At 75.4% G+C, this 14,034-nt stretch carries 13 protein-coding genes and 2 pseudogenes; 9 read left to right on the top strand and 6 right to left on the bottom strand.

The genetic code is table 11. The annotated features are described in order from the left end of the window. The first annotated feature begins 4 nt into the window (after positions 1 to 4). A complete protein-coding gene (locus tag ACIQPQ_RS19265; RefSeq protein WP_401305304.1) occupies positions 5 to 1,861 on the top strand; it encodes a transketolase in 1,857 nt (618 codons plus the stop codon). A gap of 136 nt (positions 1,862 to 1,997) precedes the next feature. Then, complete coding sequence (locus tag ACIQPQ_RS19260) at positions 1,998 to 2,666, top strand: GvpL/GvpF family gas vesicle protein (RefSeq protein WP_401305302.1); 669 nt, start codon at positions 1,998 to 2,000, stop codon at positions 2,664 to 2,666. A gap of 106 nt (positions 2,667 to 2,772) precedes the next feature. Here the strand turns inward: ACIQPQ_RS19260 and ACIQPQ_RS19255 are convergent, their stop codons facing one another. Further along, positions 2,773 to 3,597: a methyltransferase domain-containing protein gene (locus tag ACIQPQ_RS19255; RefSeq protein ID WP_401305300.1), complete on the bottom strand. Its 825-nt coding sequence runs from the start codon at positions 3,595 to 3,597 to the stop codon at positions 2,773 to 2,775. A 182-nt stretch (positions 3,598 to 3,779) separates the two neighbouring features. Further along, a pseudogene (locus tag ACIQPQ_RS19250) lies at positions 3,780 to 4,355 on the bottom strand (phosphatase PAP2 family protein); the annotation flags it as partial. Positions 4,356 to 4,434: 79 nt separating this feature from the next. On the opposite strand from ACIQPQ_RS19250, the gene ACIQPQ_RS19245 reads away from it, so the two are divergent. From ACIQPQ_RS19245 to ACIQPQ_RS19235, 3 genes and pseudogenes are all read left to right on the top strand, one after another. Then, positions 4,435 to 5,127: a histidine phosphatase family protein gene (locus ACIQPQ_RS19245; protein ID WP_401305298.1), complete on the top strand. Its 693-nt coding sequence runs from the start codon at positions 4,435 to 4,437 to the stop codon at positions 5,125 to 5,127. A 65-nt stretch (positions 5,128 to 5,192) separates the two neighbouring features. Continuing rightward, complete coding sequence (locus tag ACIQPQ_RS19240) at positions 5,193 to 6,812, top strand: ABC-F family ATP-binding cassette domain-containing protein (protein ID WP_401305296.1); 1,620 nt, start codon at positions 5,193 to 5,195, stop codon at positions 6,810 to 6,812. Positions 6,813 to 6,890: 78 nt separating this feature from the next. Beyond that, positions 6,891 to 7,175 (top strand): annotated as a pseudogene (locus tag ACIQPQ_RS19235) (DUF6158 family protein); the annotation flags it as partial. A 158-nt stretch (positions 7,176 to 7,333) separates the two neighbouring features. Here the strand turns inward: ACIQPQ_RS19235 and ACIQPQ_RS19230 are convergent. After that, entirely contained in the window at positions 7,334 to 7,885 is a 552-nt protein-coding gene (locus ACIQPQ_RS19230) for a type 1 glutamine amidotransferase domain-containing protein (protein ID WP_401305294.1), read from the bottom strand. 326 nt (positions 7,886 to 8,211) lie between these two features. On the opposite strand from ACIQPQ_RS19230, the gene ACIQPQ_RS19225 reads away from it, so the two are divergent. Together ACIQPQ_RS19225 and ACIQPQ_RS19220 are read left to right on the top strand one after the other, a co-directional pair. Continuing rightward, positions 8,212 to 9,147: a hypothetical protein gene (locus tag ACIQPQ_RS19225; RefSeq protein WP_401305292.1), complete on the top strand. Its 936-nt coding sequence runs from the start codon at positions 8,212 to 8,214 to the stop codon at positions 9,145 to 9,147. A gap of 179 nt (positions 9,148 to 9,326) precedes the next feature. Beyond that, positions 9,327 to 10,574, top strand: a complete 1,248-nt coding sequence (locus ACIQPQ_RS19220; protein WP_401305290.1) for an aminotransferase class I/II-fold pyridoxal phosphate-dependent enzyme — start codon at positions 9,327 to 9,329, stop codon at positions 10,572 to 10,574. Positions 10,575 to 10,638: 64 nt separating this feature from the next. Here the strand turns inward: ACIQPQ_RS19220 and ACIQPQ_RS19215 are convergent, their stop codons facing one another. Next, positions 10,639 to 10,860, bottom strand: a complete 222-nt coding sequence (locus ACIQPQ_RS19215) for a hypothetical protein (RefSeq protein WP_401305288.1) — start codon at positions 10,858 to 10,860, stop codon at positions 10,639 to 10,641. Here ACIQPQ_RS19215 and ACIQPQ_RS19210 point away from each other — a divergent pair. Beyond that, positions 10,850 to 11,965: an MBL fold metallo-hydrolase gene (locus ACIQPQ_RS19210; protein ID WP_401305287.1), complete on the top strand. Its 1,116-nt coding sequence runs from the start codon at positions 10,850 to 10,852 to the stop codon at positions 11,963 to 11,965. The two genes, ACIQPQ_RS19215 and ACIQPQ_RS19210, sit on opposite strands and share 11 nt — an antisense overlap. An 18-nt stretch (positions 11,966 to 11,983) precedes the next feature. Here the strand turns inward: ACIQPQ_RS19210 and ACIQPQ_RS19205 are convergent, their stop codons facing one another. Beyond that, a complete protein-coding gene (locus ACIQPQ_RS19205; protein ID WP_401305882.1) occupies positions 11,984 to 12,640 on the bottom strand; it encodes a DedA family protein in 657 nt (218 codons plus the stop codon). A 107-nt stretch (positions 12,641 to 12,747) separates the two neighbouring features. Further along, positions 12,748 to 13,521, bottom strand: coding sequence for an MBL fold metallo-hydrolase (locus ACIQPQ_RS19200; RefSeq protein ID WP_401305285.1), 774 nt, complete (start codon positions 13,519 to 13,521; stop codon positions 12,748 to 12,750). A 104-nt stretch (positions 13,522 to 13,625) separates the two neighbouring features. Between ACIQPQ_RS19200 and ACIQPQ_RS19195 the strand changes: the two genes are divergently transcribed. After that, complete coding sequence (locus ACIQPQ_RS19195; RefSeq protein ID WP_401305283.1) at positions 13,626 to 14,027, top strand: hypothetical protein; 402 nt, start codon at positions 13,626 to 13,628, stop codon at positions 14,025 to 14,027. Positions 14,028 to 14,034 lie beyond the last annotated feature (7 nt).

Here is a 14,034-nt window from a genome sequence, read left to right as displayed (position 1 = left end):
CCCGATGGACACCGCCGAACTCACCGAACTCGGCCAGCAGTTGCGCGTGGACAGCGTCCGCGCCTCCGACGCCGCGCAGTCCGGGCACCCCACCTCCTCCATGTCCGCCGCGGATTTGATGGCCGTCCTCCTCGCCCGTCACCTCCGCTACGACTTCGACCGCCCCGACCACCCCGCCAACGACCGCTTCATCCTCTCCAAGGGCCACGCCTCCCCGCTGCTGTACGCCGCCTACAAGGCCGCCGGGGCCATCACCGACGACGAACTCCTCACCTTCCGCACCCTGGGCAGCCGCCTCGACGGGCACCCCACCCCGCGGAAGCTGCCCTGGGTGGAGACGGCCACCGGCTCCCTCGGCCAGGGCCTGCCCGTCGGCGTCGGCATGGCCCTCGCCGGGAAGCGCCTCGACCACGTCGACTACCGGGTCTGGGTCCTGTGCGGCGACAGCGAGATGGCCGAGGGCTCCATCTGGGAGGCCGCCGAGCACGCGGGCCACGAACACCTCGACAACCTCACCGTCGTCGTGGACGTCAACCGGCTCGGCCAGCGCGGCCCCACCCGCCACGCCCACGACCTCGACGCCTACGCCCGCCGCTTCCAGGTCTTCGGCTGGCACACCGTCGAGGTCGACGGCCACGACATCGACGCCGTCGACCGCGCCTACGGCGAGGCGCTCGCCACCACCGGGCAGCCCACCGCGATCATCGCCCGCACCCTCAAGGGCAAGGGCGTCGCCGCCGTCGAGGACCGCGAAGGCATGCACGGCAAGCCGCTCCCGGACGCGGCCGAGGCCATCGAGGAACTCGGCGGCCCGCGTGACCTGCGCGTCCGGGTCCAGGAGCCCCCCGCCGCCCGCGCCCTGCGCTCCGTGCCCACCCGGCCGCTCGACCTGCCCCGCTGGGAGAAGGGCGACCCGGAGAAGGGCGTGCCCACCCGGGACGCCTTCGGCAAGGCGCTCGCCGCGCTCGGCACCGCCCGCGGCGACGTCGTCGCCCTCGACGGCGAGGTCGGCGACTCCACCCGCACCGAGTTCTTCGCCAAGGAACACCCCGACCGCTACTTCGAGTGCTACATCGCCGAGCAGCAGCTCGTCGCGTCCAGCGTGGGCATGTCCAAGCGGGGCTGGGTGCCGTACGCCTCCACCTTCGCCGCGTTCCTCACCCGCGCCCACGACTTCGTACGGATGGCCGCGATCAGCGGCGCCGGGATCAACCTCGTCGGCTCGCACGCCGGAGTCGCGATCGGCGAGGACGGCCCCTCCCAGATGGGGCTGGAGGACCTGGCGATGTTCCGGGCCGTGCACGGCTCGACCGTGCTCTACCCGTGCGACGCCAACCAGACCGCCCGCCTGGTCGCCGCCATGGCCGGTCTCGACGGCATCCGCTACCTGCGCACCTCGCGCGGCGCGACCCCGGTGATCTACGGGCCCGACGAGGAGTTCCCCGTCGGCGGCAGCAAGACGCTGCGCTCCTCCGCCGACGACCGGCTCACCGTCGTCGCCGCCGGGGTCACCCTGCACGAGGCGCTGAAGGCCGCCGACGCCCTCGCCGCCGACGGGATCGCCGTCCGGGTCGTCGACCTGTACTCGGTCAAGCCCGTCGACCGCGACACCCTGCGGCGGGCCGCCGAGGAGACCGGCTGCCTGCTGACCGTCGAGGACCACCACGAGGAGGGCGGCCTCGGCGACGCCGTCCTCGACGCGTTCACCGACGGCCGCCCCGTGCCCCGCCTGGTCCGGCTCGCCGTACGCACCATGCCGGGCTCCGCCACCCCCGCCGAGGAACTCCGCGAGGCGGGCATCGACGCCGAGGCCATCGCCGCCGCGGCACGGCTGCTGGTGGAGACCGCGGTCGTACGGTGACGGACCCCGCGGACCCGCCCGCGGGACACCGCACGCGGGCGGGACGGATGTGACGCGAGGTTTGGCCGGGAGCCGTGGGGCTACACGTACCTGCCGGGGCGCGACCCGCCCCGGCAGGTACGTGAGGAGAAGCGCCATGACCGGACCGCGGTACGTCTACGCCGTCTGCCGGCCCTTCGGCACACCCCTCCAGGCCCAGCTCACGGGCGTGGCGGGAGCGCCGGCCAAGCTGCTGAACCACCACGGTCTGACCGCGGTCGTCAGCGAGGTGCCCGCCCGGGACTTCGCCGAGGAACCGCTCCGGGACCGGCTCGGCGACCCGCGCTGGCTCTCCGCCACCGAGCGCGGCCACCACCAGGTCGTCGACGCGCTCACCGCCGTCACCACCCCCGTACCGCTGCCGCCGGGCACCGTCTTCCGGGACGACAGCGGGGTCCGGGTCATGATCGAGCACCGTGAGGACGACCTGCGGGCCGCCCTCGACCGGCTCGACGGGCGGGTGGAGTGGGGCGTCCGCGTCACCGCGGGATCGCTCCCCGAACCCGAGGCCGCCCGCTTCGCCGACCGCCTGCACACCCGGCTCACCGAGCACGCGGAGGAGGCCCGCCGCCTGCCCCCGGGCGGCGACGCGCTCGCCGCCGCCTACCTGGTCCCGCGGGCCCGCTCGGAGGAGTTCGCGGAGGTCGTCGAACGGGCCAGGGCCGCCGCGTCGGGGACAGCGGGGCCGTACGTCGAACTCGCCGGGCCGTGGGCGGCGTACTCCTTCGTGGAGTCCTTCGCGGAGCCGGAGTCGTTCCGCGTGTGACGGTCGTTCCGCGTGTGACGGGCGCTGCGGGTACGGCGGTCGTCGCCGCTACGGCGGTGGTCCCGGGCGGTGCGTCCCCGCGTCCGCCGGGGGCGGCCCCGGCGGGTCAGGCGCCGTCCTTCACGCACAGGACCTCTCCGTGCAGCACCGCGAACCAGCCGTCCTCGTGCCGTCCCCACTCCCGCCACGCCTCGGACACCGCCCGCAGTTCCGCCTCCGTGGCGTGCCCGCCCTCGGTGGCGCGGGCCGCGTACGCCGACGCCACGGTCCGGTCGGCCCACAGCCCGCTCCACCAGGCGCGCTCCTCGGCCGTGCTGAACGTCCACGTCGAGGAGGTCGCCGCGACGTCGGTGAAGCCCGCCTCCAGCGCCCACGACTTCAGACGGCGCCCCGCGTCGGGCTCCCCGCCGTTGGCGCGCGCCACCCGCCGGTACAGCTCCAGCCAGCCGTCCAGTCCGGCCGAGGCGGGGAACCATGTCATCGCCGCGTAGTCGGAGTCCCGTACGGCGACGATCCCGCCGGGCCGCGTCACCCGCCGCATCTCCCGCAGCGCCTGCACGGGGTCGCCCACGTGCTGGAGCACCTGGTGGGCGTGGACGACGTCGAAGGCGCCGTCGGGGAAGTCCAGGGCGTGGACGTCCGCCACGCCGAAGTCCACGTTGTCCAGGCCGCGTCCGGCCGCCGTGGCCCGCGCCTGGTCCAGGATGTCGGGCGCGTGGTCCACGCCCGTGACCCGGCCCTCGGGGACCAGGGCGGCGAGGTCGGCGGTGATGGTGCCCGGCCCGCAGCCGACATCGAGGACGCGCTGCGCGGGCGTCAGCGAACCGAGCAGATAGGCCGCCGAGTTGGCGGCCGTCCGCCAGGTGTGCGACCTGAGCACCGACTCGTGGTGTCCGTGCGTGTAGACGGCGGTCTCCTGCGTTCGCGCCATGGCCTGGGGCCCCTTCCGGACAGGACGGCCCCCGGGCTCCGCTGAACCCGGGGCGGTCCCGCCACCGTACGCCGCCATTCGCATGATGAGACACATCGTCTCGATATACGGTCTGACGGCACGTCAACTCACTCTGTGTCCCGGTCCACGGGCGCGTTCCTGTTCCCCTCCCCGTCCCGTTCGCGTTCCGGCAGCAGTGCCCGTACGACGAGTGCCGCGCCCACGCCGAGCGCCGCGCCCGCCAGGACGTCGCTGGGGAAGTGCACGCCCGTGTAGACACGGGACGCCGCCACCGAGAACGCGACCGGCGCCACCACCGCGCCCCACGCCGGTGACTCCAGCGCGACACCCGCCGCGAACGCCGCCGCCGAGGCCGCGTGCCCCGACGGGAAGGACGTGGTGATGGGCTGGCGCCGCAGCCGCCGTACCGCGGGCACCGGGTCCAGCTCCGGCCGGGTCCGGCGCACCGACCGCTTGCCGACCGTGTTGATCGTCAGCGAGGCCAGCGACAGCGCGGCCAGACCCCGCGCGGCGGCCCGGCGGCCGTGCGGCGTCCCGCTCACCGCCAGCCCGGCCGCCGCCGCGAACCACAGCACCCCGTGGTTGGCGGACCGGCTCAGCCGGGGCAGCACCCGCTCCGCACCCGGCCACCTCCGGGCGGCGGCGAACGCGAACAGCCGGTGGTCGAACGCGAGCAGCCCGTCACGCAGCGCGTGGCGGCCCGGCTTCAGGACGGTGAGGTCGACATCGGGAGTCATGATCCACGGGTACCCTGCTCGGGCCCGTTCCTGCCCCGTCCGGCGGCAGGCGCGCCGCACGACCGGAGGGTGAGAGCGCATGCGACTGCTGCTGGTCCGCCACGGGGAGACCCCCAGCAACCTCACCCGCCTGCTCGACACCGCCGTCCCCGGCCCCGGACTCACCGCGCTCGGCCTGCGGCAGGCCGCCGCGCTCCCCGAGGCCCTCGCCGCCGAACACCTCGGCCCGGACGACGCCCTCTACGTCTCCACCCTCCTGCGCACCCACCTCACCGCAGCCCCCCTCGCCGCCGCGTACGGCCTGGAGCCCGTCGTCCGCGACGGCGTCCGGGAGATCGCCGCGGGCGACCTGGAACTCCTGCCCGGGGACTCCCCGGCGGGCGAACGCTACCTCCGCACCGCCCTCGCCTGGGCCGCGGGCGACACCGGCCCGCGCATGCCCGGCGGCGAGAACGGCACCGAGTTCCTCACCCGCTACGACGCCGTCGTCGCCGAGGCCGCCGCGAGCGGCGCCCGCACGGCCGTGATCGTCAGCCACGGCGCCGCGATCCGCACCTGGACCGCCGCCCGCGCCCGCAACGTCGACGTCCCCTACGTCGCCGCCCGCCGCCTCGCCAACACCGGCGTCGTCACCCTCGACGGCACCCCCGACACCGGGTTCACCGCCCTGACCTGGGCGGGCGCCACCGTCGAACCGGCGGGCGAGGGCGGCCCCGCGGGGGAGCCCCTGCCACCCCGGCCGCCCCGGCCGCACGGCACGGGGACGACGTAACCCCGCGCGGGGCCGTCCGCATAACGGTTTGCCGCACCGCGGGCGCGGCCCGCAGAATGCGCCCCATGGGACATCTGGAAGCCGCGCACCTCGAGTACTACCTCCCCGACGGGAGGGCGCTGCTCGGCGACGTCTCCTTCCGGGTCGGCGAAGGCGCCGTCGTCGCCCTCGTCGGCCCCAACGGCGCGGGCAAGACCACCCTCCTGCGGCTGATCTCCGGCGAACTCAAGCCGCACGGAGGCACCGTCACCGTCACCGGCGGCCTCGGCGTGATGCGCCAGTTCGTCGGCTCCGTACGCGACGACAGCACCGTCCGCGACCTCCTCGTCTCCGTCGCGGGCCCGCGCATCCAGGACGCGGCGCGCGCCGTCGACCGCGCCGAGCACGCGATCATGACCGTCGACGACGAGGCCGCGCAGATGCAGTACGCGCAGGCCCTCTCCGACTGGGCCGAGGCCCGCGGCTACGAGGCCGAGACGCTGTGGGACATGTGCACCACCGCCGCCCTCGGCGTCCCCTACGACAAGGCCCAGTTCCGCGAGGTCCGCACTCTCTCCGGCGGCGAACAGAAACGCCTCGTCCTGGAAGCCCTGCTGCGCGGCACCGACGAGGTCCTCCTCCTCGACGAGCCCGACAACTACCTCGACGTACCCGGCAAACGCTGGCTGGAGGAACGCCTCAAGGAGACCCGCAAGACCGTCCTGTTCGTCTCCCACGACCGCGAACTCCTCTCCCGCGCCGCCGAGAAGATCGTCTCCGTCGAACCCTCGCCCACCGGCGCCGACGCCTGGGTGCACGGCAGCGGCTTCACCACCTACCACGAAGCCCGCCGCGAACGCTTCGCCCGCTTCGAGGAGTTGCGCCGCCGCTGGGACGAGAAGCACGCCCAGCTGAAGAAACTCGTCCTCAGCCTCCGCCAGGCCGCCTCCATCAGCCACGAACTGGCCTCCCGCTACCAGGCCGCCCAGACCCGGCTGCGCAAGTTCGAGGAGGCCGGCCCGCCGCCCGAGCCGCCGCGCGAGCAGGACATCACCATGCGCCTCAAGGGCGGCCGCACCGGCGTCCGCGCCGTCACCTGCCAAGGCCTCGAACTCACCGGCCTCATGAAGCCGTTCGACCTGGAGGTGTTCTACGGCGAGCGCGTCGCCGTCCTCGGCTCCAACGGCTCCGGCAAGTCCCACTTCCTGCGCCTGCTGGCCGGGGAGGACGTCGCCCACACCGGCGCCTGGAAACTCGGCGCGCGCGTCGTCCCCGGCCACTTCGCCCAGACCCACGCCCACCCCGAACTGCGCGGCCGCACCCTCCTCGACATCCTCTGGCAGGAACACTCCCAGGACCGCGGCGCCGCCTCGTCCCGGCTGCGCCGCTACGAACTGACCCAGCAGGCCGAACAGACCTTCGAACGGCTCTCCGGCGGCCAGCAGGCCCGCTTCCAGATCCTGCTGCTGGAACTGGAGGGCGTCACCGCCCTGCTCCTCGACGAGCCCACCGACAACCTCGACCTGGAGTCCGCCGAAGCCCTCCAGGAAGGGCTGGAGGCCTTCGACGGCACCGTCCTCGCCGTCACCCACGACCGCTGGTTCGCCCGCTCCTTCGACCGCTACCTCGTCTTCGGCAGCGACGGCCGCGTCCGCGAGACCCCGGAACCGGTCTGGGACGAGCGCCGCGTGGAGCGCGCCCGGTAGCGCCCTCGCCGGAGTGCTCGCGGGACGGGAATGTTCGTACAGTGGAGGCAGTACGGCGAGATCCGTCCCGTCCAGCCCGTGGGCGGACACGACGATCGGGGCACCACGATGACCGGAGTCGACCCGGACCGTTTGGACGACCAGCAGCTCATGCGCGAGCTGGAGACGATCCACCGCACCCGCCACGACACCCTGCTGTACGCCTCCGACGACGCCCTGCGCGCCCACAACGACCGCATGGCCAAGCTGGAGGGCGAGTACCTGCGCCGCAACCCGCGCCGCTTCGTCGCCCGCGCCCGCACCCGCGACGGCGCCCGCGACCGCGGCGTCGGCACCGACGTCAGCCGTCCGACCCGGCCCGGTGGCGGCGGTGACGGGGGCGGTGGTGACCGGGCGACGGCTCCGGCGACTCCGGTCGGCAAGTGGGGCTCGGGGGCGTCGGGTCCGAGGGGCCGGTCCTGACGGTGCCGCGGAGGCCGCAGAGGCCCCACGCCGCCGCGGGGCCCCGCCGTACGGCCTGATCAGGCCCTCGTGGCCGCCTCGGTGGCGAAGACGTCCAGGAACGTCTCGGAGAACGCCTTCAGGTCGTCCGGCTTACGGCTCGTGACCAGCTTGTTCGGGCCGTGGTCGCAGACCTTCACCTGCTCGTCCACCCAGGTCGCGCCCGCGTTGCGCAGATCCGTCGCCACGCTCGGCCACGAGGTCAGCACCCGCCCCCGGACGACGTCCGCCTCCACGAGCGTCCACGGGGCGTGACAGATCGCCGCCACCGGCCGCCCCTGCGTGAAGAAGTCCCGGACGAACGCGACCGCCTTCTCGTCGGCGCGCAGCACGTCGGGGTTGGCGACCCCGCCCGGCAGGACCAGCCCGTCGAAGGAGTCCGCGGCGGCCTCGCCCACCACCTCGTCCACCGGGAACGTGTCCGCCTTGTCGAGATGGTCGAAGCCCTGCACCTCCCCCCGCTCGGTCGACACGAGCACGGGCGTGTGACCCGCGTCCAGCGCCGCCTTCCAGGGGTCCGTCAGCTCGACCTGCTCGACACCCTCGGGAGCCGTCAGAAACGCGATACGCATGACCGTCGCCGTCCTCTCCGCCCGGCCCGGTGCGGTGGGGGTACGGTCCCGGCGGGCCGGAACTCCGGGGCCGCACCCCGCGTACCCCTGCGACAGCGGCCGACACCAGGCATACGCCCCACGCGGCCCGACACCGGGCGTATGCCCGCGGGTGCCGAGACCGGGCGCCTCCCCACGGCCACGGCCCGCCCCGGCCCGCTCACCCGATCGGCTCTGCGCGTCCCGCCAATGGACCGTGGCCACGGGCGGGCGGCGGCCGGGCGGGCTGTCATGGCCGTGGGGCATGTGGTCACGTGCCCGCAGTCGCCGGCCGAAGGAGCCGTCCCATGCGCCGCACCGCCCGTGTCCTGTCCGTCGCCGCCCTCGCCGGCGCCGTACTGGCCGGCGCTCCGGCCGCCGCCGCGGACCCGGCCGCCGAGATCAGCCCCGCCTCGGCCACTCCCGGCGGCAGCGTCACCGTCACCGTGACCTGCGACCCCCTCGGCGGCCCCGCCCCGCAGACCATCCAGGCCGTCTCGGAGGCCTTCGAGGACGGCAGCGTGGCCCTCGCCCTGGAACCAGGCGGCGACGAACTCACCGGCCCCGCCTACCGCGGCACCGCCCGCATCGCCCCCGACGAGGAACTCGACCTCCCGGACACCGGCCTCGCCCCCGACGAGACCGACACCGACGCCGATCCGGATGCCGGTGCTGATGTCGGTGTGGACGACTTCACCGACGCAGCTGCCGGACTGCCGGACGCCGACGAGGACCTGACCGGCGACCTCGCCGGGGCCGGGGCCGGGGCCGGGGCCGCCGCTGCCGCCGCCGGACCGGTCGAGGCCGCCTGGACCGTCGACGGCACCTGCCCGGCCCCGCCCGGCGGGAAGGGCGCCACCTGGACCGTCACCTACGACGTGAAGCGCTCCGGCGGCGGCACCGGGCCGACCTGCGTGCCCGCCCCCGGCGCCACCTGCCCGCCCGTGCGGCCCTGTGCTCCCGGACAGGCCTGCCCCACCCCGCCGCCCTGCCCGCCCGGCCACTCCGCCGCCTGCCCGACCCCGCGCCCCACGCCGACCTGCGCGGGCGGACGGGACACCACGGCCCACACACCGGCCTCCTGCCCGCCCGTCCCTCCGGTCCACCAGGGCGTACGGGCCGGAACCGGCGGCAGCTTCACCGACTCCGTCCCCGCGCTCACCGTCGGCGGACTGCTGATCGCGGGCGCCCTCGCCGCGGCCGTCCACCGCCTGCGCCGACGGGACCGCACGGACGGCGCCTGACGACCCGCTGCCCCCCTCCCGAGGCCGCGGGCCATAGGAGCGGACACCCGGGGTATCCAGATCAAGGACCTGCGGCACGGCCGGAGCCGCGGACCCCCGACAGCCACGGACAGGCACGGTCAGCGACGGACAGCCACCGGTGGAACGACGCACCAGCCACGGACGGCGTGGAGGAACGCATGCGGCGCACGGAACCCGAGGACCACGGGCCGGTCCGCTACGGCCCCGCGCCGCCCGCCGACGGCCTGCCCGTACCGCCCGACCTGGCCGACGTCCTCGCCGCCGCCGCGTACCGCGCCGACGGCACCCCGGTCGGCGGCCCGCCCGCCCTGCGCGACGCCGCCCGCGGCTATTGGGAACGCCGCGGCACCCCCACCACCGCCGACCGGGTCGTCGCCGCACCGGGCGCGCCCGCGCTGCTGCTCGCCCTGACCGCGGCGCTCGGCGGCGACGTCCTCGTCCCCCGGCCCTGCGCCGCCTGGTGGGCGCCGTACGCGCGCCTCCTCGGCCGCCCCGTCTACCACGTGCCGACCCCCGCCGAGTGCGGCGGCGTCCCCGACCCGTACGCGCTGCTGGAGACCGTGCGGCGGGTCCGCGCCGAGGGCGGCGACCCGCGCCTGCTGGTGCTCTCCGTCGCCGACGACCCGACCGCCACCGTCGCCCCGCCCGAGGTGCTGCACGCCGCCGTCGAGGCCGCCGCGGGGGAGGGCCTGCACCTGGTCAGCGACGAGACCTGGCGTGACACCCTGCACGCCCCGCGGGACACGGTGCTGCTCAGCCCCGCCGAGATGCTGCCCGACCGGGTCACCGTCGTCACCGACCTCGCCGGGGCGCTGCTGCCCCCGGGCTGGCCCGCCGCCGTGGCCCGGCTGCCCGACTCGGCCGCCGGGGACGACCTGCGGGCCCGCGTCCTCGACGTCCTCACCGCGCTCGACGCGCGGGTCGCCGACCCCGTCGCCGCGGTCGCCGCCCACGCCCTCACCGAGCCGGACCCCGTCACCGCGCGCGTCGCCGCCGTCGTACGCCTCCACGCGTCCGTCGCCGCCGCCGTGCACACCACCGTCGTCGCCGCGGGCGCCCTCGCCCTCCCGCCCCAGGCCGGCCGCCACCTGTACGCCGACCTCGGCCCCCTGCGGGAGCCGCTGGCCGCGCGCGGCGTCGGCGACGCACAGGACCTGGAAGACCTGCTGACCGCCCGCCTCGGCATGCCCGCCCCCGGCGGCCACCGCTTCGGCGACGACCTCGGCGCGCTGCGCGTACGGCTGTCCACCGGCCCCCTCCTGGGCGCCACCGACACGGAACGCGCGGAATGCCTCACCTCCCGCACACCGTTGGAACTGCCGCATCTGCACCGTGCGTTGACCCACCTCAGGTCGGTCTTCGACGACCTCCGCGACGAAGCTCAGCGATGGGAGTCTCCTCGATGACGCAACAGTCCGAGCCGACCACCACCAACGACCAGCCGAACACCTTGAGCCCGGCGACCGTCACCTACAGAGCCACCACCACAGGCCCGGCGACCGCCACGGGCCAGGCGACCGCCACGGGCCAGGCGACCGCCACGGGCCAGGCGGCTCCGACCCGTTGGGCGGACACGACCACCGGACCGGCGACCGCACCGGCCGGGGCGACCTCATCGTCCGGGGTGGCCGGGGCGACGGCACCGGCCAGGGCGGCCGGGGCGGCCTCCGCCACGGTCACGGTGAGTGCCACGGGTCCCACGGCCCCTGCGGCCGAGACGCGCCCCGCCTCCGCCGACCCCGCTCCGGGGGCTCCCCCCGCCCCCTCTCCCCCCACCCCCTCCGCCCCCTCCCTCCCCGTCCCCCCGCTGTCCGATCCCCGCCCACCGGGGGAGACGCGGGTCTGGCCGCGAGCTTTCCACGACCGGTTGACCGCCCCGCTGCCCGGCTTGAAGGCGCTGGCCCGCTTCGCCCGCGAGGGTGCCGTGCGCCCCGGTCGGGAGGGCCTCGCGGACGTCCCGCGGTTGCCGTTCGCGCCTGCCCCGTTGCCCCGGGTGGACGTGGACACCGTCGCCGTCACCTGGGTGGGGCACGCGAGTTGGGTGGTGCGCGTCGGCGGTCTGACCGTCCTGACCGACCCGGTCTGGTCCCGCCGTATCCTCGGCACCCCGGCCCGTGTCACACCGGTCGGTGTGCCGTGGGCGGATCTGCCGACGGTCGACGCGGTCGTCATCAGCCACAACCACTACGACCACCTGGACGCCCCGACCCTGCGCCGACTCCCGCGCGACACCGCGGTGTTCGTGCCGGCCGGTCTCGGCCGCTGGTTCCGGCGCCGCCGGTTCACCCGCGTGACCGAGCTGGACTGGTGGGAGGCCGCCGAACTGTCCGGCGTCCGCTTCGACTTCGTCCCGGCCCACCACTGGTCCAAGCGCAGCCTCGTCGACACGTGCCGCTCGCTGTGGGGCGGCTGGGTGCTCACCGCGCCCACCGGACAGCGCGTCTACTTCGCCGGGGACACCGGCTACGGCCACTGGTTCTCCCACATCGGCCGCCGCCACCCCGGCATCGACCTCGCCCTCCTTCCCATCGGCGCCTACGACCCCCGCTGGTGGCTCCGGGACGTCCACTGCGACCCGGAGGAAGCGGTCCGCGCTGCCCTCGACCTCGGCGCCCGCCGCATGGCCCCCATGCACTGGGGCACGTTCGTCCTGTCCGCCGAACCCGTCCTCGAACCCCTCACCCGCGTCCGCGCCGCCTGGACGGCTGCGGGCCGCGACCGGGCCGACCTGTGGGACCTCCCGGTGGGGGGTTCCCGGGTGCTGGAGTGGGAGCCGGGGGAGCCGGGGCCTGCCTGAGACCCCGCGCGGCCACCCCTACGCCTTTTCCGTCCCCGCTCCGGTGCCTCGCCCCGTACCCGTTCGCCGTAGGCGGCGCCACAGGGCGGGGGCCAGGCTCACCACCACCGTGAGGACGATGGCGGCGACGACGCCCTCCCAGGGTTCGGGGAACAGGGAGCCGCCGAGGATGCCGATCAGCTGGTAGGTGGCGGCCCAGGCCAGGCAGGCCGGGAGGTTGCCGCGGACGAAGCGGCGCAGCGGCCATTCGGCGAGGAGGCAGGCCAGCATGATCGGGATGCGGCCCGCCGGGACGAGCCGGGACAGCACCAGGACCGTCCTGCCGTGGTCGGCGAGTTTGGCCTGCGCCTGCGCGAGCCGTTCCTCCGGGGCGCGGGAACGGATCGCCTCCAGCCAGCGCGAGCCGTTCTTCGAGTTCAGGCCGCGCCGTCCGAGCCAGTACAGCGCCGCGTCTCCGCAGAACGCGGCCAGGGACGCCGTCACGAACACCATCGCCATCGAGAACGGCGCCGTCTGGTGGAAGGCGACCACCGCCGCCGAACTCACCAGCGCCCCCGTCGGCACCACCGGCACCAGCGCCCCGATCAGCACCAGCAGGAAGAGGGACGGGTAGCCGATCGCCTGCTGGGTCGACTCCGTCGGGATGACGGTGGTCGTGGTGGTCGTGACCGCCATGAACAAGTTCGGCAGCCCCGGCACCCCTGACAGGCTCGCCAGGTCGGTGAGGCCGGACTGGCCGGACAGGGCGCCCAGGCCGGACAGGGCCGACGCGGACAGCGCTGTCACCGGGCGACCTCGGGGCGCACGCTCTCCCCGTGTCCGAGCCGGTGCACCGCCACCGACGGCGCGCGCTCCGCCGCGAGGCGTACGAACTCCTCGCCCGGGGCGTGGAACTCGTGCGGGCGGACGGCGTCCATCCCGATCGGCCAGAACGTGCCGTAGTGCACCGGCACCGCGCTGCGCGGCCCCAGCTGGGCCAGTGCCTCCGCCGCCCGCCCCGCGTCCAGGTGTCCCTCGCCGAGGTAGGGACCCCAGCCGCCGACCGGCAGCAGCGCCACGTCCACGTCCCCGACCTCCTCCGCCATCGACGCGAACAGGCCGGTGTCCCCGGCGAAGTAGGTGCGCGCCTCGCCCTCCACGACATACCCGAGGGCGGGGGAGTGATGCGGGCCGAGCGGCAGCCGACGCCCGTCGTGCCGCGCGGGCACGACCCGGACGCGTACGCCCCCGACCGCGACCTCGTCGCCCGGCGCCACCTCGCTCATCTCCAGGTGCGCCAGCCGCCGCAGGCCCGGCACGGCCCGTGGCGCGCCCCGGGGGACCAGCAGCCGTGTGCCGGGCGCGAGGCGGGCCAGTGACGGGACGTGCAGGTGGTCGGCGTGCAGATGCGAGACCAGTGCCACGTCCGCCCGCCACGCCTCCGCCGGGGGCACCTCGCCCCGGCGCCGCCGCAGATGCGCCAGCCGCCGTACGAACAGGGGGTCTGTCAGGACACGGGTGTTCGCGTCCTCGACCGTGCAGGTGGCGTGACCCCACCAGGTGATCTCCACCGGCACCTCTTTGCCTCCTTCGCGCGACTCCCCCGAAGCCTACGGGCAGGGGTAGGGTCGGCGGCGAAACCCGGAGGTGACCAGAGGTGGCCGGAGGTGAGGGGGGCTCCATGAAACCGGTGCGGGTCACGGCCATCGCGAGCCTGACGCCCCTGGAGGAGCTGGACGCCGACCCCTTCCTGGTGGACTCCCGCAGCCAGCACGCCATGTGCGCGCGCTGGGCCGCGGAGCGGGGCTACGTCGTCAGCCGTGAACTCCTCGTCCGCGGGCTGCGGCCCGACCACTGCGTGCTCTGGGACGGGGTCCGTCCCGGCGTCGATCTGTTCGTCGCCCCGACCCGGCGGGTCCTTGAGAGCGCCTTGTCGTCGGCCGATGCGTTCACCGAGGAGTGCGCCCGGCGCGGGGTGCGGGTCGAGACGGTCGGTGTCGCCGAACCTGCCTACGACGCCCAGATGAAGGCCCACGTGCACCGTCGCCTCTCGATGCCGACCGCGGGCTACGACGGACGCTGACGCCGAT

Origin of the sequence: Streptomyces sp. NPDC091281, from assembly GCF_044757425.1 — a bacterium.
Classification (GTDB): Bacteria; Actinomycetota; Actinomycetes; order Streptomycetales; family Streptomycetaceae; genus Streptomyces.
Note: the sequence above shows the minus strand (reverse complement) of the source record. Positions and strands in the feature narration are given on the sequence as shown.

Excerpts from the sequence above, each read along its gene's own strand:
- ACIQPQ_RS19265 (WP_401305304.1), top strand. The coding sequence starts at position 5 with ATGGACACCGCCGAACTCACCGAACTCGGCCAGCAGTTGCGCGTGGAC.
- ACIQPQ_RS19260 (WP_401305302.1), top strand. The coding sequence starts at position 1,998 with ATGACCGGACCGCGGTACGTCTACGCCGTCTGCCGGCCCTTCGGCACA.
- ACIQPQ_RS19255 (WP_401305300.1), bottom strand. The coding sequence starts at position 3,597 with ATGGCGCGAACGCAGGAGACCGCCGTCTACACGCACGGACACCACGAG.
- ACIQPQ_RS19245 (WP_401305298.1), top strand. The coding sequence starts at position 4,435 with ATGCGACTGCTGCTGGTCCGCCACGGGGAGACCCCCAGCAACCTCACC.
- ACIQPQ_RS19240 (WP_401305296.1), top strand. The coding sequence starts at position 5,193 with ATGGGACATCTGGAAGCCGCGCACCTCGAGTACTACCTCCCCGACGGG.
- ACIQPQ_RS19230 (WP_401305294.1), bottom strand. The coding sequence starts at position 7,885 with ATGCGTATCGCGTTTCTGACGGCTCCCGAGGGTGTCGAGCAGGTCGAG.
- ACIQPQ_RS19225 (WP_401305292.1), top strand. The coding sequence starts at position 8,212 with ATGCGCCGCACCGCCCGTGTCCTGTCCGTCGCCGCCCTCGCCGGCGCC.
- ACIQPQ_RS19220 (WP_401305290.1), top strand. The coding sequence starts at position 9,327 with ATGCGGCGCACGGAACCCGAGGACCACGGGCCGGTCCGCTACGGCCCC.
- ACIQPQ_RS19205 (WP_401305882.1), bottom strand. The coding sequence starts at position 12,640 with ATGGCGGTCACGACCACCACGACCACCGTCATCCCGACGGAGTCGACC.
- ACIQPQ_RS19195 (WP_401305283.1), top strand. The coding sequence starts at position 13,626 with ATGAAACCGGTGCGGGTCACGGCCATCGCGAGCCTGACGCCCCTGGAG.